The following is a 21,421-nucleotide window of genomic DNA, read 5'->3' as shown; positions in this document are numbered from 1 at the left end:
ATGTATTACACCCCCTGTTCTTAAGTAGCTGGGTGCAATTAAATATAAAGCCCCAAACCCAGTAGCTCACGCTGCGCGTGAGCTACTGGGTTTGATTTTGGGTTTTAATTACGCCCAGCTACTTAGATAAGCTATTTTGCTGATGCAATAATCAGATTTTTTTGAGAAACTAAACACAGCAACATAGATGTTTCGTTAAGCCCATTTGCAGCGAGATTTAGACTGAAAGGTTTGATTCTCGCTATTTTTGTGTTTTGTTTTAGAAATATCAGTTTGCAATCAACATCAATAAACTGATTACTAGCGCCCTACTAGTTTTTAAGATAATTTATTGCAAGTCAATATAGTAACATAAGTTGAGAGATCTGGTCAGAAATTTTTTGCTTTTATGGATGCAACCCTTATTCGTCAACTTGTATGGCTAGACTATCGATTAGCTCTGCTATTTGTTGTTTTTGTCCCTTTTGGATTGTTATGTTGGGCTTTTCGCAGTGACAGTGAGGCAGTAAAGCGATCGCTACTTTTATATTGGCGTGTGGCTAGCCTCTTTCTCATTACGATCTACTTAGCGATCGGTAGTTTACCAATATCCTTTATTTCAGGTATCGTTGCCGAGATTCTCATTGTCTTAGCACTGTGGTTTTGGCAAGATCTTAATGAAGATATTGAAGCTTCTCGCCAAAGTCTGAGACCAGTTTATTTAGGATGGCGTTGGGCAACCACTATTTATTGTGGTGTAAGTATTGTATTAAGGGCATTATTTGCTAACTGTGCCTTTACCTCAATTGATAAACTTAGCGATACTTGCAAAATTTGGTTCGAGCCACCTCTAAGTTTTAGCGCTACATTTCATCATGGAATGCCTGTAGAAAACTTGGCATTTTTTGGAGCAGTTGGGGGCATTGTTTATGGTCTATACCTATTCTCCTTTCTCGCCTTTAGTCTGCCCAAAACAGGCAGAATCGCATTTCGTGACTAATTTGTACTACAGCGCTTTTTCGCTGACTTAAATTTTTGAAAGTGCGGCTTTGCCGCACTTTCAAAAATTTCTCTCGGTTTTAAGCTTTAACAGACTGCAAAGAAAGGTAGCGATTTACCACATTTCTTGATAAGAAAAGCCTCGCATTGCGAGGCTTTTCTTATGGTCTATATTGATTGGGATAACGAACCCTTGCCCCTGTCCATAAAAGCTTTTGACGTAGCGCTTGATAATAGGAATATTCTTCACGTAAAACGATAAACTGCGCCTGACAATCTGACATCCGAATATCAACTCTCTGCCCGGGGAACACTGAAGTAGCGATCACTCCGTCTGTCCATAATTTCAAACTAAAGTCATCGGTAGTCAGTGACCAAATGCTCACCGTTAGTTTTGGCGGAATCACGATCGCCCGACTCGATAGGCTCAAGGGACAAATTGGTGTAATCGCGATCGCGTGCATTCCTGAATGCACAATGGGACCATTTGCCGCCACCGTGTAGGAGGTCGAGCCTGTGGGTGTTGCCACAATCAGCCCATCACCATGATATTGATCGACCACTTCACCATCGATCTCTAGTTCTAAAGATGCTGTCACCATGCGATCGGGAGAGGCAGGCTTAACACACATTTCATTGAGACACAAAAAAGGACCGCAGGGCTGCCCCATTCTGCTCCCTAAACCTTCATCAACATTGATGACCCGCGCTTCGAGCATCATCCGCCGCTCGATCGCAAAGCGATCTGATAATAGCCTTTCCCAGATTTCCTTAGTATTGCCACATTCCTCGATCGAGTGGGTCAGAAAGCCTAGATGTCCACCGACATTAATCGCTAAAATTGGTACTTGCAATCTTGCCAAATATCTCGCCGCCCCCAAAGTTGCCCCATCGCCACCTAAGACAACGGCTAGATCAATTTCTTGGTGCATGGATTCTAGAAACACAGGATAGGGATTATCGGTAGCTCCCGTTGGACCAATTAAGACTTTGACTCCAAGTTCTTCTAGCTCACAGCTACATCGCTCTGCCCACATTTTGCCAATTTGACTACCCGACTTATAGGCGATTATTGCTTTACGAATCTTCACGAATGCCTCTCAAATTGGGATGTAGTGATGAGCAGGATAGGTGACGCTAAGCGGCATTTATCCTATATATCTGGAATGGAATGCTTTCATGTTATAGCAATTGATATTTTTAAGTAGAGTTAACAAACTGCTTCTAATTAATCTAAGAAATATTGCGGGTTTCGCATTGGCGTGGAGCACCAAGAGCGTTACGAAGCAAGTCTTCTATGGCTATAACTGGTGGATAAATGGCGGAATTTGTCTTGATTCTGATGGATTCTGGTGGATATTGTCATAACTTTTTATCAATTCATGAAAATTAATGATACAAAAAACAAATTTTTGAGATAAGATTTGACACTAGGTAAAATTCTTTGTGTGAAGGGTAAGTCATGAGTCAGGCAGGATTTGGCGATTCATCACCACAAGAGAGCATCAATCCATTGATCTCGGAACCGCAATCCCAATCTCAGAGTTCATCATCCAACGTACTGGGAGAGCCATCTACTCTGCTTAATACTTTGCCCCGACAAGTTTTAGAGCAAGAGCTACAGTTTTGCAATGAGCGCAGTCAACAGGCGCAAGTTTTGTTGCGTCAGGCTCAAGAACAATTGCAGCTTTCACAATTAGTGATCCAACGACAGGAAACACTAACTCTGACCCTGCAAGCAAGGATTGATCAACTAGAGCGTGAATTGCAAGATGTGCATACCAACTGTGACGAGTTGCGCGATCGCCTCAAGCGTCAACAACATCACACATCTCAACTAAAAGCTGCCCTCGAACGCTGCCTTGACACAGCCACACCTGCCCCCAAGGATATGGCGCTTTCGGCTTTGGAATCTTGGTCGATCGCCAAACTCTCTGACGAAAAAATTACTCCTGTCGAAGCAATTAATGACTCACCTTTACAGAATGTAGTCAAAATCAACCCTGCTCCTCAGCCCATCGAAATAACTGAAACTCAAGAAATCACCGCTTCCAGTCAAGCATCCCCAGAACCTGAAACTATTGAAGAACCCATCAGCTTATCCATCCCTGCTAAGAATCAACCAATCTCACCTCTGATTATTAGACCTCACAAAGCTTCACAAGGTTCACCAATTGCACCTAATTTACCGAAGTGGAAACCGAGCTTTGTATCTGAACAGAAGGAAGAGAGAGAAGAATGCTCAATAGAAATTGCCTCACAAGTAGAGCAGAAAGTTCTCTCTTTCCATGAAAGCAATCCTACTGTCACTAATGATTTACCATCTAATGAGTCGGCAATCTCTTCAGGGTCGGTAGTAAAAAGTTCGCCAATGATGTCTACCGTAGTTGCGCCTAAGTTTATCCAAGCTTTATACGGTAATGCTAATCAAGAAATCGAAGAGCCTACTCAATTAGCGATCGCCAATTCTGCTCCTCGTAAAGCCGTGACATCGTTAGCCGCAGTGCAGCTTCCCCAGTTCCCACCATTGCCGCGCCGATGATTGGTTTTTTACGTGGTGCGATCGCTGCCTGCAAAGCTGCTGACAGTTCTCGAAAAAATACGCCTACCTATTGGCTAACCCTCGATGTGCAGGGTGTTGGTTACGATATTCAAATTACGGCTAGTGCGGCGGGTAAGTTACCGCCTGTAGGCGAAGAAACACAGGTATTCACCCATTTGCTTGTCCGAGAGGATCAAATGATTCTGTTTGGATTTCCCACTCTCGCCGAGCGTGAGCTATTTCGCCAATTAATCAGTGTTTCAGGGATTGGCACACAAGTGGGCTTAGCTCTATTAAATAGTTTAGGAATTCAAGATCTGGTTAAAGCGATCGTTTCGGGCAATACCAGAGTGTTAAGTTTAACTCCGGGAGTGGGGACTAAGACTGCGGAAAGACTTGCATTAGAACTAAAAACGAAACTTGCGGATGGTCGCCTAGCTCAGGTTGGCTCAACGCGATCGCCAAGCAGTATTTTAAGTGTGGCGCTCCAAGAAGAATTAGAGATGACTTTGCTAGCTCTCGGTTATACGCCTACGGAAATTAGCAATGCGCTCAAGGCGATCGCCAGTTTACCAATTCTTGCGAGAACACAAGATATCGAAGCATGGATTAAAGAAGCGATCGCATGGCTATCTCGCTAAATTTACATTTCAAGATTGACAATGATTTAAAAGTTTCGCCTGACAATCCGCAAATAAATAATTTAAAATTCCGAGAATATCGGCTAATTGTGTCTCTGAATAGGCAAGACTTTCATAGCATTCTTGTTTGCTTAATTGATAAAATCGCCATGTCGTTGCATTAGTAACAATGCCATATACGGGAAATGAATATTGCGGTTGATTTAATGTGCGACAAGCATACATTTCTGTTAAACATTGTGCTAATCCCTGTTCAAAATCATCTTTTTTAGCTTCGACAATACATAATAAAGGCGATTGGTATACTTTCCCCTGTCCAGCAATTAAATAATCAACTACTCCTGTTAATTGTTCAGTTTGTAATTTTGCTTCTTTCCAGATTTTTAAAGCAGCATAACTATCAATTGCTTCGAGTAAAATAGCATCAATTAATAATGACTTGGCTGATTCAGATAAGGATAAATCAAAGTGTGCTTTTAGTTTTTGGGTGCTTGTCAAATAATATTCTGAAGCTTGTTTAGGCGTAAAGTTTATTTGCCATTCTTTTAATTCATTAATCCCGATAATTTGCAACGCACTACGCAAATCAATCTGTGAAAAACGTTGTTTTTTAATAGTCATGAGGTTGCATCGAATTTGTTAAATATTTATCTCTTGAAATAATATATTTTATGAGACTGGGTATCTTTCTATATCAACTTCCCATCAATGTAACGGAGTAATGTACGAACTACATTGATGAAAAACAAAGCTTCATCTTTCTCTAGAACATTTTCGTTGGGATGTGCCATGCTTGCATGATTTCTTATTGGATTGAGTGAATCTAAAATACCAGCAAATGATTGAAGGAGACGATCAATGTCTTGTGTGCGAGTACTTTGCAGTTTTGGATGTTGCTGACGCAGTAACTTGAATAGCTTAACTATGCTGTCATCTTTGTTATACACAAGATTTTCTCTAATACATATTGCACGTAGATAACCATGAAGAGCAGTATGTATTCGATCAACTCCACTAACTGCACCTCTAGATAAAATTAGAACTTCTACGTCAGCAATTGCTCGCTCTATTACTTCGTTACTAATTTTCAGTTCAAGCGGCTTTTCACTAATCTGATGAGGATACAAAATATCAGTATTGGTAGGACGTATAAATGTTTCACCGTCTAGCGTATATTCCCACAGAGATGATGATGAGTACTGAAGAATATTTATTCGTGAACAAGCAAGGCATTTCAAGATTTGCCACTTATAATAAATATCATCTCCACCATATTCTTCATCACCAACAATGTAGGATTCTTCGCCTTCACAAATAATCCTCATTAGTGACTTGATAGCACAATGCCCACACTGAATTCTGTTAGAAGTAAGACTGTACTTCTCTTGGGATTCTGTCAACGTTGGATGCTCCTTGGCTGACGATGAAATTTCACAATTAGGTATTATTTATTGAAGTAAAGCGACTGATTTGTATTAGACCCATTCTAGCGATAACTTTTTCTGCGATCGCATACAGTCACGAAGGTACAGATTGATGAGACTCTGATAAGGAATTCCCACTTCTTCAGATAGATCCTTAAAATAATCTACCACTTCCTCTTCAAGCCGAATTGTCATCTGCTTCTTCAGTTTCTTAAAGTATGGATTCTGCACAGAATCAGAGAAATCGTATTCATCTTTCATAAGGAAAACCTACGATATTGTTGAACCTCTTGCTTAGTTGCTTTACGAGCTGAAATAATCCTAATGATGCCATCTTCTTCTCTATAAACATGACATACAACCACAAGATGCAGTGAACTGCTAATACCTAAGAGGATGTATCTTTCTTCATTTAGAGAATGCTCTGAGTCATATCGTAAACGCGCATTTTCGTCATAAAACACAGTTTGTGCTTCTTCAAACGAAACTCCATGTTTTTGTTCGTTGACTCTGGCTTTTAGATCATCCCAGTCGAATGCTAACTCACTCATACTTACATTGTAACTACAAAGTAATTTTTATAATCAATATAGAGGAGATGAATTTTAGTCAAATTGCTTATCATTGAAATATAGATAAACTTTTAGATATTATTTAGCAGTTGTAATAACGCCTAAACGATCGCCAAAAGGGAAAAACCTAATAGTTGCTTTACCGATGACATTCTCTTTTGGCAGAAATCCCCAAATATGCGAATCATTACTATGATTGCGATTGTCGCCCATCATCCAGTAATGACCTTTGGGAACGACCACTTCGCGCATTGTATATTTTGGAGTTTCTGCAATATAGGATTCATCAAGTGCTTGATCATTGCGATAGACCTTGCCATTTTTAACTGCAATGCGATCTCCTTCTACACCAATCAATCGCTTAATATAAGCCTTACTCGTATCACTGGTTGCAGGCGTAGCAGGCGGATAGAAAATTAAAATATCGCCGTATTGAGGTTCTTGCCAACGCTGGGAAATTTTGTCTACTAAAATGCGATCGCCCACTTGCAAAGTAGGCTCCATCGAGCCAGAGGGAATGAAGCGTGGCTCCACAATAAACGTGCGTAGGAAAATAGCGATCACAAGGGCAACAGCAAAAATCCGAATCGTTTCACCATGTTGTTGCCACCAAGGTTTGACGGTCACTTGCGAATCGAGCTTATTTTCTGTGGACATGAATCACTATCTATATATATTTTGAGTTAATTAAAATTATGGGCGCTTAGCGCCCATAATTTTAATATTTAGGAACGCTTAAGTTACCAGCACGGCTATCAAGGGGCCAATAGCGGAACATCGCACGTCCGACAAGATTTTCTTCTGGCATAAATCCCCATGCGTGGGAATCCAAACTGTTGTTGCGGTTATCACCCATTACCCAATACTTACCATTAGGAACTGTGAAAAAGGGATGATCCTTACCAGCTTGGACATTATCGGGACGAAAGCAGTTGGGACACAGCGCATCGTCTTGGGTGGGCAAAGTATAGTTTGGTGGGGCAGCGATGTATGGCTCATTTAAAGGAGCATCATTAATAAATACCTTGCCATCATGGATACTAATGCGATCGCCAGGTAAACCAATCACGCGCTTGATATAGACCTTAGTAGCATCGGGAACTACAGGATTATTGGGTGGATTAAATACCACTATTTCGCCACGTTCGGGTTTGCGCCAACGAAAGGACAATTTATCAATAATTAGGCGATCGTCAATTAATAAGGTGGGCTCCATAGAGCTAGAGGGGATAAACCGTGGTTCTGCCACAAATATCCGTACCCCAACTGCTAAGAGGATCGCTACTGCCACAGTTGGCAAATTATCAGCCAAGATCGTTTTAAACGAACGTTCTTGAACAGGTGGAATTTGCTTGGGATCAGAAGGCGGTGTGACTGGAGACTTATCAGTGCGATCGCTAGAATTATCAGATGACATAGGAATGCTCGCGGAATATGTACTTATCTTAAAGCGTCTTTAGTAAGTGTGGCGCGAAGCGCCCACTTACTACTTTTTCAAAACACTAGGAACTTCGATCGCGCGATCACCAGAAAGATTAAATTCTTGATGAATTAGTTTTAGCGCTTGTTCCGCTTGATTATCGCGTACTACACAGCTAACTTTAATTTCAGATGTAGCGATCATCTCAATATTAATGCCTGCATCTGCTAATGCTCCAAACATCCGTGCCGCAATACCAGATTGATTGATCATCCCTGATCCCACGATGCTAACTTTACTAATATCGTCATCACAGGATACTTCGCCATAACCGAGATCGGTCGCGACCTGCTTCAGTGCAGTTTCTGCTTTAGCCAGATCTGTAATTGCTACCGTAAAGGCAATTTCGTTTACATCGCGATCGGACTGGGACTGCACGATCATATCCAAACTAATATTTTGTTCAGCTAATTGCTCAAGGATCTGCGCCGCCATCCCCGGACGATCGGGTACTTTTTGGACAGCGATTCTGGCGCGATTGCGATCGAGGGCAACGCCTCGCACTGGTGGATTATTGGCATTACCGATGTTCTTTTCTTGGGATGTTCCTGTCTGTACAGGCACATCAAAGGCTTTTTGGAGAGCAGCGATAGCAGCTTCACCATCGGTTGCCGCAATTACACAACTGATTTTTATTTCTGATGTCGAGATCATCTGGATATTGATCCCCGCTTCGGCAAGGGCAGAGAACATCTTCGCTGCTACCCCCGGACGACCGATCATACCCACACCAATTATGCTGATTTTGGCAACATTAGAATCAATGGTGACAGAACTTGCTCCAATCTCTAGACTACGGGTTACTAACTCAGCTAGCTGTAACTGATCTTGGGGGATCGTAAAGGCAATGTCATTTACGCCTTCAGTCTCTTGCACCGCTTGGATGATCAAATCGACATTTATACCCTGCTCAGCAAGTGGTTTAAATAATTGTGCGGCAATCCCCGGGCGATCAGGAATTTGTAGTAGGGCAATTTTGACTTGATCGTAGTCAATGGCAACATTTTCCACGAAACGATTTACTTCTAGGGTTTTGAGATTGCCAGTACCTATGCGGGGTGAAGTGATTACAGTACCAGCGTCATCGAGCCAACTCGATCGCACGCACATTTTTACACCGAAATTTCGCGCAATTTCCACAGATCGCGGATGCAAGACCTTAGCACCTAAGCTGGCTAGCTCTAGCATTTCATCACAGGTAATTTCATCAAGCATCTGCGCCTTCGGCACAATGCGGGGATCAGTGGTGAGAATCCCGGGGACATCGGTATAAATTTCGCAAACATCCGCCTCAATCGCCGCCGCGATTGCCACAGCCGAGGTGTCAGAGCCACCGCGACCTAGGGTTGTAATTTCTGTACTTGGTAAGCCCGTTGCATCATCAATAGCAACACCTTGGAAACCTGCAACGATGACCACTTTACCCAGTGCTAATGCTGCTTTAATTTGCTCTGGCTCTACATATAAAATTCTGGCACGAGTATGATTTGGCTCCGTAACGACACGCACCTGTGAGCCATTCATTGCGATCGCAGGTTGTCCCACTGCCTGTAACGCCATACTTAGCAACGCGATCGTCACCTGTTCTCCCGTAGCCAAAAGCAGATCTGTCTCACGCTCTTTAGCGGCAATTTCTTCAAGGGTCTGGGCATGGGTTGTGGATACGGACTCCGCAAGGGCAACTAAACCATCGGTGGTTTTGCCCATTGCGGAAACAACAACGACGACTTGATTACCAGCATCAACTGTCTGCTTAATACGATCGCGCACTGCTTTAATGCGATCGGCATCGGCTACGGAGGAGCCACCATATTTCTGAACTATTAGCGCCATTCGTGGGGAAATTTTGTAAACCTGAGAGAATTTCTGAAGATGTTCTGCCCAATAACCTAAGTCCAGTCAACTCACTCAAGTTAACTAATTCAAGTCAAAGCATTACAGCTTATCTATCATACATTTCATCTAGACGATCGCCATACAAGGCTTTGCTCCATCATGAAGAGAGTGGGGGCGCTTAGTGCCCCACTCTCTCTTCTGGGTTTTGGCTATAGCTGGCACACTGCCATATATAGCTATCCTAAATGGTTTGTGGAAGCGCACCCCGCTGGGGTGCGCTTCCACAAACCCCAAAATCTACAAATGATTTAGGACTGCTATATCTTCGGTTTTGTTAAAAGTTTTCTGCGATACATTGCGATCGCGCTAATTGCCAAGTATTGTTAAGATAATCCGTAAATTTGCTCTAATGGTATTATTGCCAAGTAAGGAGTGAACGTGTACTTAACAAGGAACTGTCTTTTATGCAAACGGGGTCTGTTTCTCCACTGGTTCTGATCATTTTGGACGGCTGGGGATATAGAGAAGAAACCGAGGGCAATGCGATCGCCGCAGCAAATACTCCCGTCATAGATAGTCTGTGGAGTACTTACCCCAAAACTCTCCTCCAAGCCTCTGGCAAGGATGTCGGCTTACCCAAAGGACAAATGGGCAACTCAGAAGTTGGTCATTTGAATATTGGTGCAGGTCGAGTCGTCCCCCAAGAATTAGTTAGAATTTCTGATGCTGTAGATGACGGCTCGTTGTTGTCAAATCCTGCACTAGTTGGAGTTTGTGACAAGGTCAAAGCTAACAATAGCAAATTGCACTTGATTGGGCTTTGCTCCGATGGAGGTGTGCATTCCCACATCGATCATTTATTAGGATTGATCGATTTAGCGAAGGTACAGGGTATTCAAGATGTCTGTATCCACGCTATTACCGACGGTCGCGACACCTTGCCACAATCTGGCATTAACTTTATTAAGCTATTGCAAGCACATCTTAATAAGATTGGTACTGGGCGCATCGTCACAATCAGTGGTCGCTACTACGTTATGGATCGCGACAAGCGCTGGGATCGTGTCCAAAAAGCCTATGAAGTGCTGACTAATGACCAAATCACGACAGAATTAACGTCGGCGGCTGAGGTGTTGGAAGCAGCTTATAAGGAAAAAATCACTGACGAATTTTTACCCCCCACAAGGCTTGCCCATGGTGCGATCGCCGCAGGTGATGGTGTTATTTGCTTTAACTTCCGTCCCGATCGCTCCCGTGAAATTACCCAAGCTCTCGTCGCCGAAAACTTTACAGGATTTGAACGCGATCGCATTGAGTCGTTAGCCTTTGCTACATTTACTCAGTACGACAGTTCATTGCCAGTACCTGTCGCCTTTTTGCCTCAAAACTTGACCAACCTGCTTGGGCCAGTTGTCGCAAGTCATGGACTGAAACAACTACGCCTAGCCGAAACTGAAAAGTATGCCCATGTCACCTATTTCTTTGATGGTGGTATGGAAGAGGCTAGTGAAGGTGACGATCGCGTTTTGGTTAATAGTCCAAGGGTATCAACCTATGACCAAGAGCCAGCAATGTCAGCAACTGAGGTAACTAGAATTGCTTCAGAGGCGATCGCCAAGCGGATTTATTCGTTGATCGTAATTAACTATGCCAACCCTGATATGGTCGGACATACTGGTAACTTTGAAGCTACGATCAAGGCTCTGGAACATGTTGATCGATGTTTAGGTAATCTATTGGCTAGCATTGCCAATGCAGGTGGTACGGCATTAATTACTGCCGATCATGGTAATGCAGAGTATATGTGGGATGACGATGGTAATCCTTGGACAGCCCATTCTAGTAACCCCGTGCCATTTATTTTGGTAGAGGGTGAGGGGCGCAAGATCCATGGTCATGGTGCAGATGTCAAACTAAAGCCCACAGGTGGTCGTCTCGCAGACATTGCTCCCACAATTTTAGAAATTCTGCAAATTCCCCAGCCCGCAGAAATGACAGGTGTTTCTCTGTTGGAACCAGCCAACTATGAAGTCAAAAAACTCAAAACACCAGTAAAAATTGGTAAATAACGTCAGTTCGGGTTAGGCTAGCAAATTTTAACAGCCCAAAAGTAAAAGCCTTGCGTAGCAAGGCTTTTACTTTTGGGCTTTGAGAGAGGGTTTGTTACGCAAACTCTCTCTCAAAGCCCGTTTAAAATTATCCCGAACTCGCGTTAAATAGTCATAAACAGCAATAAAGTGGCACGCAGTGCCACTTTATTTGAACTAAGAGGGTAAATACCCCACCGTTCTGCGGTGTGAGTATATTCTAGTAAAAAAGAATTTGATACCCCGTCCGCTTGCGGCGGGGTGATTCATTGTTGAGAAGACGAAATCTGCAATACATCAATTTTCATTTTTAGGATGCAGAATAAATATGATGAGGCGATGAGCTGTGCTTATCGTCTTATTGATTTTTAAGAGATTTTGAGAGATTATATTAATGTCAAGACTTACAAGGCGCGAGTTTATCGCCGTTAGTAGCCTAACTGCTGGATTTGCGATCGCTGTTCAGCCCATTTCCGCGAAAGTAATTACCACCACTAGTAAGGGACTAATTGCAGGAGAAGTAAAAATTCCTGTCAGCGATGGCACGATTCCCGCCTATCGAGCACAACCCGCCAGAGGAAAAAATTTCCCCGTAATTTTAGTAATCCAAGAAATTTTTGGCGTTCATGCCCATATTCAAGATGTATGTCGTCGCCTAGCCAAATTAGGATATTTAGCGATCGCCCCCGAATTGTTTTATCGCCAAGGTGATGTATCAAAACTAGCCGATATTGCTCAAATTAGACCGATTGTGAACAAGGTTCCTGATGCTCAGGTATTTGCTGATCTTGACGCAACCGTAGAATGGGCAGCCAAATCTGCACAGGGCGATATTCAAAAGTTGGGGATTACAGGATTCTGCTGGGGCGGCAGGATTACATGGCTCTATGCAGCCCATAATCCTAAGGTCAAGGCTGGTGTAGCTTGGTATGGCAGACTGGTGGGTGAATCGACAGAACTCACACCGAAGCATCCCATTGATATCGCTAAAAATTTACAAGTGCCAGTTTTAGGACTTTACGGCGGCAAAGATACGGGTATTCCCCTAGAGACAGTTGAGCAAATGCGCGAGCAACTTAAGGGTTGCAGTGTTAACTCCGAAATTGTTGTCTATCCTGAAGCTCCCCATGCTTTTAATGCTGATTATCGCCCCTCCTACCGCCAAAAAGAAGCTGAAGATGGCTGGAAACGATTGAAAGCTTGGTTTAAGAAAAACGGAGTTTAATCAAAAAGAGCGCATAGCGCTCTTTCTTATACAGATATGATTCCTACGAATAGGAGCCATTCATATAAAGCACAAGGGAGTAATGGCGGTACTTTGCGCCATTACTCCCTTGTGCTTTGTGTCCCAAGCAAAACTGGCATTGCTATATGATTAGAATCGTGAACTTTTTCAAATAACCTCACCGTGAGTATGGGTTTATGGCTTTTGCAGAAGGCTGGCTGATTGATGGCACGAATTACCAATACAAAATCAAAAAGGCGATCGGTGAGGGAGGTTTTGGTATTGCTTATTTGGCAATTCGTGAAGACGGTTTAAAGGTGGTAATAAAGACACCCACTGATAAAGAACAAAATGAGAGTGATCGTAAGTTTGCTAACTTACAAAGAAAATTCCATAAAGAGGCATTTTTACTAAGAGGTTGCAAGCATCGACACATTGTAAAAATTTTGGATATCTTTCAACACAAAGATATTCGTGAAGATCTGTGGTGCATGGTGATGGAGTGGATCGATGGTGAAACTCTGGGGGAAAGAGTCAAGAGAAAGGGGGCTTTGCCTGAGTCGGAGGCTTTGGGCTATATCCAGCAAATTGGTAGTGCGTTGGAATATATGCACAATCTCGATGAGCCTCTTTTACATCGCGATCTCAATCCTAACAACATCATGATTCGACGGCGGACAAACAATGCGGTGCTAATTGATTTTGGTTTGGCGCGGGAGTTTGTACAGGATAAGACGGGTAAACATACGGCGATGGCGTGTGATGGGTTTGCACCGATTGAGCAGTATGACGAGAATGCTAAGCGTGGGGCGTATACAGATGTCTATGGGTTGGCGGCAGCGCTCTATTTTGCATTGACTGCGGAACGTCCTACTCCTTCTTTTAATATCGTGGCGGGGGCGGCGCTAGTTCCACCGAGACAGATTCAGCCAAATATTGATGGTCGGGTGGAGAAGGCGATTTTGCATGGGATGAAGTTGAAGGCAAGCGATCGTCCGAAATCGGTACAAAAATGGATTGATGAACTAATTCCACCGACACTGATACCCAAACCGCCTAAGCCCTCATTCAGACAAACATCCCCATCTTCTCTCATCAAAAAATCCACATGGATTGCATTAGAAACAAGTTTCACTATTTACGCTATTATTGGGATAACTTTTGCTGTTACTCAAGTAAAATTGTCGGTTTGGCTACTTCTGCTTGAGCCAATTGTAATGATTTCTATCTCTCCTTTAGTCGGTGGTTGGCTCAATAAATTAGAGAAAGAAAGTAAACTGAAAAGATTCTGGAGAAATTTTCTACTAGCATTTGCTATTGGAGGAATAAATGCCATACTTTCAATTTTACTGATTGTTCAAATCGCCATCGCTTATGACAAATCTCTTTCTTTCATAGAATTTTTAAGTGTCGGTACTTGGGCTGGTACTTGGGCTGGTACTTGGGCTATGTCTGGGGCTGGGGCTTGGACTTGGGTTTGGTGTGGTATTGGGGCTATGTCTGGGGCTTGGGGTTGGGCTTGGGGTTGGGTTTGGTCTATGGGTTGGGCTTGGGGTTGGGTCATGGCTGTGAATGTGGCTGTGGCTGGGAGTGTGGCTAGCGTAGAATTACTTGAATCTGTTGGAAAATGGAAAGCAACAATGATACTTTTTGCGACTGGTTTGGCGGCTTTGGGAGTTGGGTTGTTAGTCAAGGTTCTCATTGGGGGATAAATAAGTGAGAACACGGATTAGACGGATTTAGGGATGACACGGATTTTTAGATATGCCCAGATCTCCGACTTTTTTGTGAACTTGCAAATCCCCTTCGCTTGTCTAGAAAAAGTCGGAGATCTCAATCCTTGCGTTTTCAGTTTGATTCTGCACAGCTACTCAAAATCCGTGAAATCCAATAATCCGTCTAATCCGCGATCCTGACTATTTATTTCCCTAGTCAAAGATCTCGATAAACTTCACGGCGATGACGCACATAATGAATCAGAATACTAATTTGATAGGGTTCCATTGAGACTTAGCCTTTCTTTCATTTCAGCTAAACTTATCGACTGTTGCGATCGCCTCTCAGCAACAACCGCTAAATCGTGAATATCTTCTAACATTTGTTCATATAGCTCAATATCTAAAATCACGGCTGTTTTATTACCGTTAGCATCCACAATGTACTGCTCTTGACCTTTATCTAGTGTGATTTTAGACATATATCACCTGATTAGAATGCACTTTAATCTTCAGGCTAACATAAATATCAATGACCACACAAAATAGCTATAAGCCTCTATAGAGAGTCGCGACGCTTTGAGCGTCAGATCTCTATAGAGGCTTATAGCTATGTAAACAAAAGTAAAGTATTGTAAAGAAATTCAAGCATAAATACTTTACTTTTAAAAAGCAAAACAAGATGCAAAACAAAGTTGTTGTCGTTGTCGGTGCAACAGGTGGGATTGGTTCAGCGCTTGTACCGAAATTAGCAGAAGCAGGTGCAAAATTAGTTCTCGTAGCGAGAGATATACATAAATTAGAGGAACTCGTTAACAATCTCGAAGATGATTACGATGCTGAAGCGATCGCTATTCCTACAGATATTACGAAATATGCTCAAGTTGAAGGAATGGTGCAACAGGCGATCGCGCAGTTTGGACAGATTGATGTCTTAGTTAATGCCGCAGGTGCAGGTATTCTCAAACAATTCAATCGCATTGAGCCACAGGAAATCGATTACCTGCTCGATCTCAATCTCAAAGGGAATTTCTATACGAGTCAGTTAGTCGCTAATGCGATGAAGGAGCGCAAGATTGGACATATCTGTAATGTGATTGGCATCTTGGGTAAGCATCCGATGGCAATGGCAGCCGCCTATTGTGCTTCTAAATTTGGAGCCGTTGGCTTTAGCAAATGTATGGCGGATGAGTTACGCCGCTTTGGAGTTAAGGTAACTCTGTTTTATTTTGGGGGAATTGATTCGCCATTTTGGGATAATGTCAGTCTCAAAGTCGATCGCAGCAAAATGCTGACTCCCGAAACTGCTGCAAATGCAATTATGTTTGCCCTCTCGGCAGATCCTCAAGCTGTACCGATGGAAATCAATATTCAACCTGAAAGTCATTTATTCTTTTAAAAACGTCAGTTCTTAAGCTTGTAAATTTTACAATCCCATAAAGAAAAGCCTTATTAAGCAAGGCTTTTCTTTATGAGAGGGTTGGCGTAGCCAACCCTCTCTATTCTGTTTTGCGAAATCCCCTTAAGAAAGAATCGGCGCATTGCGCCGATTCTTTCTTAAGGGGATATTTGTTGCAAATTGCTGAGAAGTATTTCTATCTCGCCTAAATCACATTTAATGATAGATAGCCACTTTTTCTGGGGAAACCAGTCCTATAGCTTGGAGTTTGGAGAGCAAAATGAAAAAGCGACATCTATATATATTAACGATAGTCATCACGATCGCCTCCTGTGGTGCAGCCATCAAAGCAGCAGAAGTATTTCAATCACGCACCGTCAAAATATCTAGTCCTGCGGAAATGTCAAAACTAGCGGACTCCTTCAGTGCCCAAGAAATTTCCCAACTGGAAATCGATGATGTCCTTCGCGATCGCCTCCGCTTCGATCCACAGTGGCAAGAAATCGTTCAAGCTATCCGCCAAGATATTATTGTTGCCAAATGGGGAAAAGATCCAGTCGCCAATCCCGCATGGAAAAAGTACGGAGCTAAAGCATATCCATTGCTGAGCTATTATGCGCGTTCCCGTGATGAAACTAGACAGAAGTATGGTATTGAAGGTATTCGCAATCTCGGTAAACCCTATACAACCATATGGCTTCGTGGACAAATTCAACGCCGATTGACCTATCCTAGTTTGTACGAAATCGCTCCCTATGTCTCCGAGGCTAAAAGTAAAGACTGGGAGAAAGATTTCGGATTAGATGATCCTCAAGTCCGCAAAGAGCTAATCAGTCTCGCCAAAGCTAATCTCGAACCCAAAAATTCTCCGCAATATTATAGTCAATTCAACTTGGAATTTTTGACGAGACTCCTAGGCTATGAAGCCGTATATGGTAAATCTCCATACGAAAAAGATAAGAACTTCGCAGGTTTATCGGAATGGGTGAACTATGAGCAGTTATCAAAACCGACAGATAGTCAAATCAAGTCTGCGATCGCACTCTATCAAAAATTACCTAGCGATGCTCAGGAATATATCTTGGTCGAGCGACTTGGAGTGATTAAAGCGGGAGAAATCACTCCCTTTGGTCGTGCCTTCTTCCATTCTTTGATTAATGAACCAAATTCTAATGATCGGATTTGGGCGATCGCTGAACTAGATCGTCATGGGGATGCTCAAGGGACAGAACTCCTTCAAAATATTTTGAACAATGACCTATCCCAGCTTCATTCCCTCTCCAAGATCGTTAGTTATGAGAATTTCGCGAGTAAAGGTGATTATGCTTATTACCTACTCTTAGGGATGGTGACAAAATATCCGCAATCCAAATTTGCGATCGCCTGTCGTGAGTATGGAGATTTAACAGGGCGCTCCTATTTTGATGGTGAGCCGCGTAGTCAAGACATCCTCTCTCGTAATGCTAACCGCACTGAGAAAGAACGCCTCAAGGCATGGCAGGACTGGCTCAAGAAATATCCTGATCATTCTGGAGCCGATGATGCTAACTATTTCCTTGCCCTCAGTCTCCAAAACAACAATGACATTGTGGGAGCAATGAGACTGTGGATCAAAATCATGGTGCAACCCATGGGCGATCGCGATGCCCTCTATCTCGCTTTCCCCCATGTGCGGACTCTCCTCGATGTGGGACTTTCCATCGAACAAATGCAAACCCTCTTGCAAGAACCAGATAGTCAACCCCTTGCACCACTCCTGCAATATGCGATCGCCATTCAATATGCGCGATCGCACAATTATGCGAAGGCTTTAGAAACCACTGCCAACTTAAATTTAGATACAATTCCCGACCGTATCCTCGAAGAATACTATTACCCTCAAGGTCGCTGGTGGCGTGAGGATAATCGAGTGGTTGATTTTAAGAAAGAAGCGCAATCACTCCTGAGCGAACAAAAAATACGCTGGCAAAAACTGCGGCAATGGCAAATCGAAAATACTCCCGAATCTCGCTACCAAATCGCTTCAGATTGGGCAGGAATGGGCGGATGGAAAAATGGCTATCTGCCCATCTGGGATGGATTTCGCGCCTATCGCATCCCTATGGACTGGGAATGTGATAAGTGGTGGGTATGCGATGAATCCAAACGCAGTAGCTCTGAGATTTTGACTAAATATCAAGGCGGTAGTCAAAATGCGATCGCCCTTTCCCTCTATCAAAATGTACTCGACGACAAAAATCTCTCTCCTGCGATTCGTGAAAAATCTTTGTATATGGTTGCCATGACCCTACTTGCCCAGTGGGAAAACCACACTTTCGCAGAAACCCAACGTATCCATCCCCCCGCAGGATTGAGTGCTAGTGGAAAATATCTCCAACTCAGTAGTAGACGCAGCTATTCTTACCAAGATTACGAACAACGGGAAAAGAGTATGCTCTCTGACTATCAACGACGAATTGATAGCATTATCACTGAATTACAGGTAAAGTTCCCTCAGAGTAACTATATTGATGATTTGCTATTTTCTAGTTTCTTTCTCAGTGAGCAACCGTACTATTTGCAAAGGCTGTTGGAAAGATATCCAAATAGCGATCGTGCGGCTGAAGCAAAATTTCTGTTAGACCTAAAGAAATAAAGAGAGGAGGGGCTAAATACCCTCTTTCTCTTCTAGAAAACAGGCTAATCCTAAATAGCTGATGCCGTTGTACATAGAGACATAAACAGCATTATCTCTAAAAAAGATAGATAATGGTGAGAATTCTTTCTAAACTATTGCGAGTTCTCTCAAAACGTGATAGAACGAAATGATGAGTTTATTCCATCATAAGAAAAAGTATGAGGAAACAAACTAATCAAATCAATCAATCATTATTATCTCTTTGGTTCCCATAATATGAGTATAGATCTACCTGTAAATCTACAGCCAGATGGTTTTGGCGCGTCTTTACAAGCTTTGCAATCCCATTTGCAAGGATTCCTCGCAGAATATGAAGATAAAGTCGCTCAAGCCCGCGCTCAACTCGCTCACGTTGAAGCACTCCTCGGCAGCCTCCCTGCTGAAGCACCTAAAGCCAAAGGCAAAAAGAAAGAAGCTGTAGTTGCTCCTGTTGTTGTTGCTCCAGTAATTGCTGAAGTTCCTAAAGCCCCTACCAAAGGTCGTAAGCCCAAAGCCGTCGCCGCTAAGCCTGAAGCAGCTCCTGTCGCCACACCTGCTGCAAAAGGAAAAGGAAGAGGACATCGTCGGGGTTCATTGACAACTCGTCCTGCATACGAAGGACTAACCCTGACAGAATCAATCGAAAAGATTTTGAACGAACGCCAAGGTCAAGCAGTTAATGCTGATGATGTAGTAAATATCCTTTACGGAGATCTCCCTGAAACGGTTTTCCGTGTAGCCAAAGAACGTGTCACCAAGAACCTATCGAAGGGTAAAGGTGAAAATAGATGGAAGCGCGTTCCTAATCAACTTGGTTACTACACTCTATCCCTCGAAAGTCTGAAAACAGTTCCTACCTCAACTATTAAGAGAGGTCGTGGCGCTGCTAAGGCAACCACTACTGCTAAGGCTGAGAAAGCAGCAACTAAAGCTCCTAAAGCTGCTGCTAAAGCAACCAAAGCTCCTAAAGCTGCTGCTAAAGCAACCAAAGCTCCTAAAGCTGCTGCTAAAGCAACCAAAGCTCCTAAAGCTGCTGCTAAAGCAACTACCGTTGCGGCAAAGGCAGCACCTAAAGCCTCTAAGAAGGCTGAAGCCACCGCATCTAAAGCTCCTCAAGCTAAGAAGTCTGGTCGCCTGAGTTCTCTAGCTTTCCGTCCTCTTTATCAGGGTAATACTTTAACCGATGCGATCGAGAAAGTATTACAAGAGCGTAAGGGTGAGTTTGTTAATGCTGATAGCGTTGTCAAAGCTCTATACGGCGATCTCTCCGTTGAGAATTTCCGTCAAGCCAAGGATCGCGTCACCAAAAACCTGTCTAAGGGCAAGCTAGATGGTAAGTGGGAAAGAGTTCCTAATCAGCTAGGTTATTACACCTTGTCGATGTCTGCGGTTAAGGCATAAACCCTTTATCCAGAGATAGCAATATAAATTTTGCTTAAACCCCAATAAAGGCAACGTGATACGTTGCCTTTATTTATTGGAATCTATTCTTTTAACGCTAGTTCTGGTTAAGCTGGCAAATTGTAAAAGCCCAAAAGTAAAAGCCTTACTAAGCAAGGCTTTTACTTTTAGGCTTTGAGAGAGGGTTTGCGTAGCAAACCCTCTCTCAAAGCCCGTTTTAAATTATCCCGAACTCGCGTTCTTTTAGGTTGCTTACAGATTCAGTCAAGAGTTGCGGTGCTTTGCACCGCAACTCTTGACTAACGCTAGTTCGGGTTAAGCTTGCAAATTTTATAAGTGCAGAATCAGGAGCTTTGCTTAGTAAGGCTTCTAATTCTGCATTTTGAGAGAGAATTTGTTACGCAAATCCTCTCTCAAAGTTAGTTTCAAGTTATCCCGAACTTGCGTTAATTATAAAAAAGCTCACAAAGAGAGCTTTTTTGCTTGTATTGTGCGTATTGATGCTTTAGAATATCCAACGGGAGAGATGGCAGAGTGGTCGAATGCGTTCGACTTGAAATCGAATGTTGTGAAAGCAACCGAGGGTTCGAATCCCTCTCTCTCCGTAAATAAACAAAGAAAGCTACCGTCAGGTAGCTTTCTTTGTAATGAAGTATTGCTAGGAATGTCCTTTTGTTTTAGTCATTTTCGATCGCCTGTTTAACCATTACCTTATCTTCAGCGATCGGTAATAATACAGGTGACTCTTGCCCCGCTTGTAGATGTGGATGACTAGGATTAGCATTTTGAGGCTTACGGGAAGTGCGCCAATCAATGAACTTGGCTTTTAGGAACCGAAATGTAGGTGGTGCGCCAAACCATAGGACAACTGCACTTAAAATGATTGAGCTGATTTTCACAACTCCAGATACCAAGGTTTCAAGAGGAATTAGCGTGCCTGCATAGTAGGCAACACCTGTAGTAACTACACCCCAAACCAAAGCACCTGTAGCGTTAAAAAAGAGGAACCTTGAGTAGGACATCCCCGATAGCCCTGCCATTGGTCCTGCAAAAATTCGCAAGATGGCGATAAACCTTCCAAAAAAAACTGCGCGATCGGCACTACCACGGAATTTCTCACGGGCGATCGCAATTTCATCGGTGGGCATCCGAAATAATTTACCAATTTTTTCTAGGACAGGTAAACCACCCCAACGACCTAACCAATAGCCTGCACTATCTCCAAGGATTGCTCCTGCTACGGTACATAGCAAAACTAATGGATAGCGCAATTCACCATTTCCAGCTAGGAAGCCGCCTACCAGCGTAATCGTTTCCCCCGGTAATGGGATGCCAGCATTCTCAAGCATAATGCCCAAGAAAACGATCCAGTATCCATACTGTTGCGTCCATTCTTGAATAATTTCTAGCGAAAAAAACTCAAAATGCATGAGTTGTAACTCAAAGTCTAGTGGGCTAAATTTGT

At 43.0% G+C, this 21,421-nt stretch carries 19 protein-coding genes and 1 tRNA gene; 10 read left to right on the top strand and 10 right to left on the bottom strand.

The window, feature by feature from the left end:
• The first annotated feature begins 388 nt into the window (after window positions 1-388).
• Window positions 389-979: a DUF3177 family protein gene (locus NMG48_RS20465; RefSeq protein WP_271253244.1), complete on the top strand. Its 591-nt coding sequence runs from the start codon at window positions 389-391 to the stop codon at window positions 977-979.
• 160 nt (window positions 980-1,139) lie between these two features.
• On the opposite strand, the gene NMG48_RS20460 is transcribed toward NMG48_RS20465, so the two are convergent.
• Window positions 1,140-2,069: an NAD(+) kinase gene (locus NMG48_RS20460; RefSeq protein ID WP_271253243.1), complete on the bottom strand. Its 930-nt coding sequence runs from the start codon at window positions 2,067-2,069 to the stop codon at window positions 1,140-1,142.
• A gap of 371 nt (window positions 2,070-2,440) precedes the next feature.
• Here NMG48_RS20460 and NMG48_RS20455 point away from each other — a divergent pair, with 371 nt between their 5' ends.
• The gene (locus tag NMG48_RS20455; RefSeq protein WP_271253242.1) at window positions 2,441-3,520 is read left to right on the top strand and encodes a hypothetical protein; all 1,080 of its coding nucleotides are present in this window, start codon (window positions 2,441-2,443) and stop codon (window positions 3,518-3,520) included.
• Window positions 3,517-4,161, top strand: a complete 645-nt coding sequence (gene ruvA / locus NMG48_RS20450; RefSeq protein ID WP_271253241.1) for a Holliday junction branch migration protein RuvA — start codon at window positions 3,517-3,519, stop codon at window positions 4,159-4,161. The genes NMG48_RS20455 and ruvA overlap by 4 nt, the downstream gene beginning before the upstream one ends.
• Window positions 4,162-4,170: 9 nt before the next feature.
• Here ruvA and NMG48_RS20445 read toward each other — a convergent pair whose 3' ends face one another.
• The 7 genes from NMG48_RS20445 to NMG48_RS20415 form a co-directional block, all read right to left on the bottom strand.
• Window positions 4,171-4,782, bottom strand: a complete 612-nt coding sequence (locus tag NMG48_RS20445) for a hypothetical protein (protein WP_271253240.1) — start codon at window positions 4,780-4,782, stop codon at window positions 4,171-4,173.
• Between the two features lie 68 nt (window positions 4,783-4,850).
• Window positions 4,851-5,561: an abortive infection family protein gene (locus NMG48_RS20440; protein ID WP_271253239.1), complete on the bottom strand. Its 711-nt coding sequence runs from the start codon at window positions 5,559-5,561 to the stop codon at window positions 4,851-4,853.
• Between the two features lie 75 nt (window positions 5,562-5,636).
• Window positions 5,637-5,846, bottom strand: a complete 210-nt coding sequence (locus tag NMG48_RS20435; protein WP_271253238.1) for a BrnA antitoxin family protein — start codon at window positions 5,844-5,846, stop codon at window positions 5,637-5,639.
• Entirely contained in the window at window positions 5,843-6,136 is a 294-nt protein-coding gene (locus tag NMG48_RS20430) for a BrnT family toxin (RefSeq protein WP_271253237.1), read from the bottom strand. The genes NMG48_RS20435 and NMG48_RS20430 overlap by 4 nt, the downstream gene beginning before the upstream one ends.
• Before the next feature lie 99 nt (window positions 6,137-6,235).
• Window positions 6,236-6,814 carry a signal peptidase I gene (gene lepB / locus NMG48_RS20425; protein WP_271253236.1) on the bottom strand — a complete coding sequence of 193 codons (579 nt, stop codon included), beginning with the start codon at window positions 6,812-6,814 and terminating at the stop codon, window positions 6,236-6,238.
• 61 nt (window positions 6,815-6,875) lie between these two features.
• Window positions 6,876-7,574: a signal peptidase I gene (lepB, locus tag NMG48_RS20420; RefSeq protein WP_271253235.1), complete on the bottom strand. Its 699-nt coding sequence runs from the start codon at window positions 7,572-7,574 to the stop codon at window positions 6,876-6,878.
• A gap of 69 nt (window positions 7,575-7,643) precedes the next feature.
• A complete protein-coding gene (locus NMG48_RS20415) occupies window positions 7,644-9,470 on the bottom strand; it encodes an aspartate kinase (protein WP_271253234.1) in 1,827 nt (608 codons plus the stop codon).
• 467 nt (window positions 9,471-9,937) lie between these two features.
• Here NMG48_RS20415 and gpmI point away from each other — a divergent pair, with 467 nt between their 5' ends.
• From gpmI to NMG48_RS20400, 3 genes are all read left to right on the top strand, one after another.
• On the top strand, window positions 9,938-11,542 hold the full coding sequence (gene gpmI / locus NMG48_RS20410; protein ID WP_271253233.1) for a 2,3-bisphosphoglycerate-independent phosphoglycerate mutase: 1,605 nt from the start codon (window positions 9,938-9,940) through the stop codon (window positions 11,540-11,542).
• A 412-nt stretch (window positions 11,543-11,954) separates the two neighbouring features.
• Window positions 11,955-12,785: a dienelactone hydrolase family protein gene (locus NMG48_RS20405; protein WP_271253232.1), complete on the top strand. Its 831-nt coding sequence runs from the start codon at window positions 11,955-11,957 to the stop codon at window positions 12,783-12,785.
• 197 nt (window positions 12,786-12,982) lie between these two features.
• On the top strand, window positions 12,983-14,497 hold the full coding sequence (locus NMG48_RS20400) for a serine/threonine protein kinase (RefSeq protein WP_271253231.1): 1,515 nt from the start codon (window positions 12,983-12,985) through the stop codon (window positions 14,495-14,497).
• 272 nt (window positions 14,498-14,769) lie between these two features.
• On the opposite strand, the gene NMG48_RS20395 is transcribed toward NMG48_RS20400, so the two are convergent.
• Entirely contained in the window at window positions 14,770-14,982 is a 213-nt protein-coding gene (locus tag NMG48_RS20395) for a hypothetical protein (RefSeq protein WP_271253230.1), read from the bottom strand.
• Between the two features lie 200 nt (window positions 14,983-15,182).
• Here NMG48_RS20395 and NMG48_RS20390 point away from each other — a divergent pair, with 200 nt between their 5' ends.
• The 4 genes from NMG48_RS20390 (at window position 15,183) to NMG48_RS20375 (ending at window position 20,561) form a co-directional block, all read left to right on the top strand.
• Complete coding sequence (locus NMG48_RS20390) at window positions 15,183-15,899, top strand: SDR family oxidoreductase (RefSeq protein ID WP_271253229.1); 717 nt, start codon at window positions 15,183-15,185, stop codon at window positions 15,897-15,899.
• Between the two features lie 280 nt (window positions 15,900-16,179).
• Window positions 16,180-18,534 carry a hypothetical protein gene (locus NMG48_RS20385; protein WP_271253228.1) on the top strand — a complete coding sequence of 785 codons (2,355 nt, stop codon included), beginning with the start codon at window positions 16,180-16,182 and terminating at the stop codon, window positions 18,532-18,534.
• Between the two features lie 258 nt (window positions 18,535-18,792).
• Entirely contained in the window at window positions 18,793-19,956 is a 1,164-nt protein-coding gene (locus NMG48_RS20380; protein ID WP_271253227.1) for a hypothetical protein, read from the top strand.
• Window positions 19,957-20,476: 520 nt separating this feature from the next.
• Window positions 20,477-20,561: transfer RNA gene (locus NMG48_RS20375), tRNA-Ser, on the top strand.
• 72 nt (window positions 20,562-20,633) lie between these two features.
• On the opposite strand, the gene NMG48_RS20370 is transcribed toward NMG48_RS20375, so the two are convergent.
• The gene (locus tag NMG48_RS20370; protein ID WP_271253226.1) at window positions 20,634-21,386 is read right to left on the bottom strand and encodes a DedA family protein; all 753 of its coding nucleotides are present in this window, start codon (window positions 21,384-21,386) and stop codon (window positions 20,634-20,636) included.
• Window positions 21,387-21,421 lie beyond the last annotated feature (35 nt).

It is taken from the genome of Pseudanabaena sp. Chao 1811 (genome assembly GCF_027942295.1).
Taxonomy (GTDB): domain Bacteria; phylum Cyanobacteriota; class Cyanobacteriia; order Pseudanabaenales; family Pseudanabaenaceae; genus Pseudanabaena.
Note: the sequence above shows the minus strand (reverse complement) of the source record. Positions and strands in the feature narration are given on the sequence as shown.

Excerpts from the sequence above, each read along its gene's own strand:
- NMG48_RS20465 (WP_271253244.1), top strand. The coding sequence starts at position 389 with ATGGATGCAACCCTTATTCGTCAACTTGTATGGCTAGACTATCGATTA.
- NMG48_RS20455 (WP_271253242.1), top strand. The coding sequence starts at position 2,441 with ATGAGTCAGGCAGGATTTGGCGATTCATCACCACAAGAGAGCATCAAT.
- ruvA (WP_271253241.1), top strand. The coding sequence starts at position 3,517 with ATGATTGGTTTTTTACGTGGTGCGATCGCTGCCTGCAAAGCTGCTGAC.
- NMG48_RS20445 (WP_271253240.1), bottom strand. The coding sequence starts at position 4,782 with ATGACTATTAAAAAACAACGTTTTTCACAGATTGATTTGCGTAGTGCG.
- NMG48_RS20435 (WP_271253238.1), bottom strand. The coding sequence starts at position 5,846 with ATGAAAGATGAATACGATTTCTCTGATTCTGTGCAGAATCCATACTTT.
- NMG48_RS20430 (WP_271253237.1), bottom strand. The coding sequence starts at position 6,136 with ATGAGTGAGTTAGCATTCGACTGGGATGATCTAAAAGCCAGAGTCAAC.
- lepB (WP_271253236.1), bottom strand. The coding sequence starts at position 6,814 with ATGTCCACAGAAAATAAGCTCGATTCGCAAGTGACCGTCAAACCTTGG.
- lepB (WP_271253235.1), bottom strand. The coding sequence starts at position 7,574 with ATGTCATCTGATAATTCTAGCGATCGCACTGATAAGTCTCCAGTCACA.
- NMG48_RS20415 (WP_271253234.1), bottom strand. The coding sequence starts at position 9,470 with ATGGCGCTAATAGTTCAGAAATATGGTGGCTCCTCCGTAGCCGATGCC.
- gpmI (WP_271253233.1), top strand. The coding sequence starts at position 9,938 with ATGCAAACGGGGTCTGTTTCTCCACTGGTTCTGATCATTTTGGACGGC.
- NMG48_RS20405 (WP_271253232.1), top strand. The coding sequence starts at position 11,955 with ATGTCAAGACTTACAAGGCGCGAGTTTATCGCCGTTAGTAGCCTAACT.
- NMG48_RS20400 (WP_271253231.1), top strand. The coding sequence starts at position 12,983 with ATGGCTTTTGCAGAAGGCTGGCTGATTGATGGCACGAATTACCAATAC.
- NMG48_RS20395 (WP_271253230.1), bottom strand. The coding sequence starts at position 14,982 with ATGTCTAAAATCACACTAGATAAAGGTCAAGAGCAGTACATTGTGGAT.
- NMG48_RS20390 (WP_271253229.1), top strand. The coding sequence starts at position 15,183 with ATGCAAAACAAAGTTGTTGTCGTTGTCGGTGCAACAGGTGGGATTGGT.
- NMG48_RS20385 (WP_271253228.1), top strand. The coding sequence starts at position 16,180 with ATGAAAAAGCGACATCTATATATATTAACGATAGTCATCACGATCGCC.
- NMG48_RS20380 (WP_271253227.1), top strand. The coding sequence starts at position 18,793 with ATGAGTATAGATCTACCTGTAAATCTACAGCCAGATGGTTTTGGCGCG.
- NMG48_RS20370 (WP_271253226.1), bottom strand. The coding sequence starts at position 21,386 with ATGCATTTTGAGTTTTTTTCGCTAGAAATTATTCAAGAATGGACGCAA.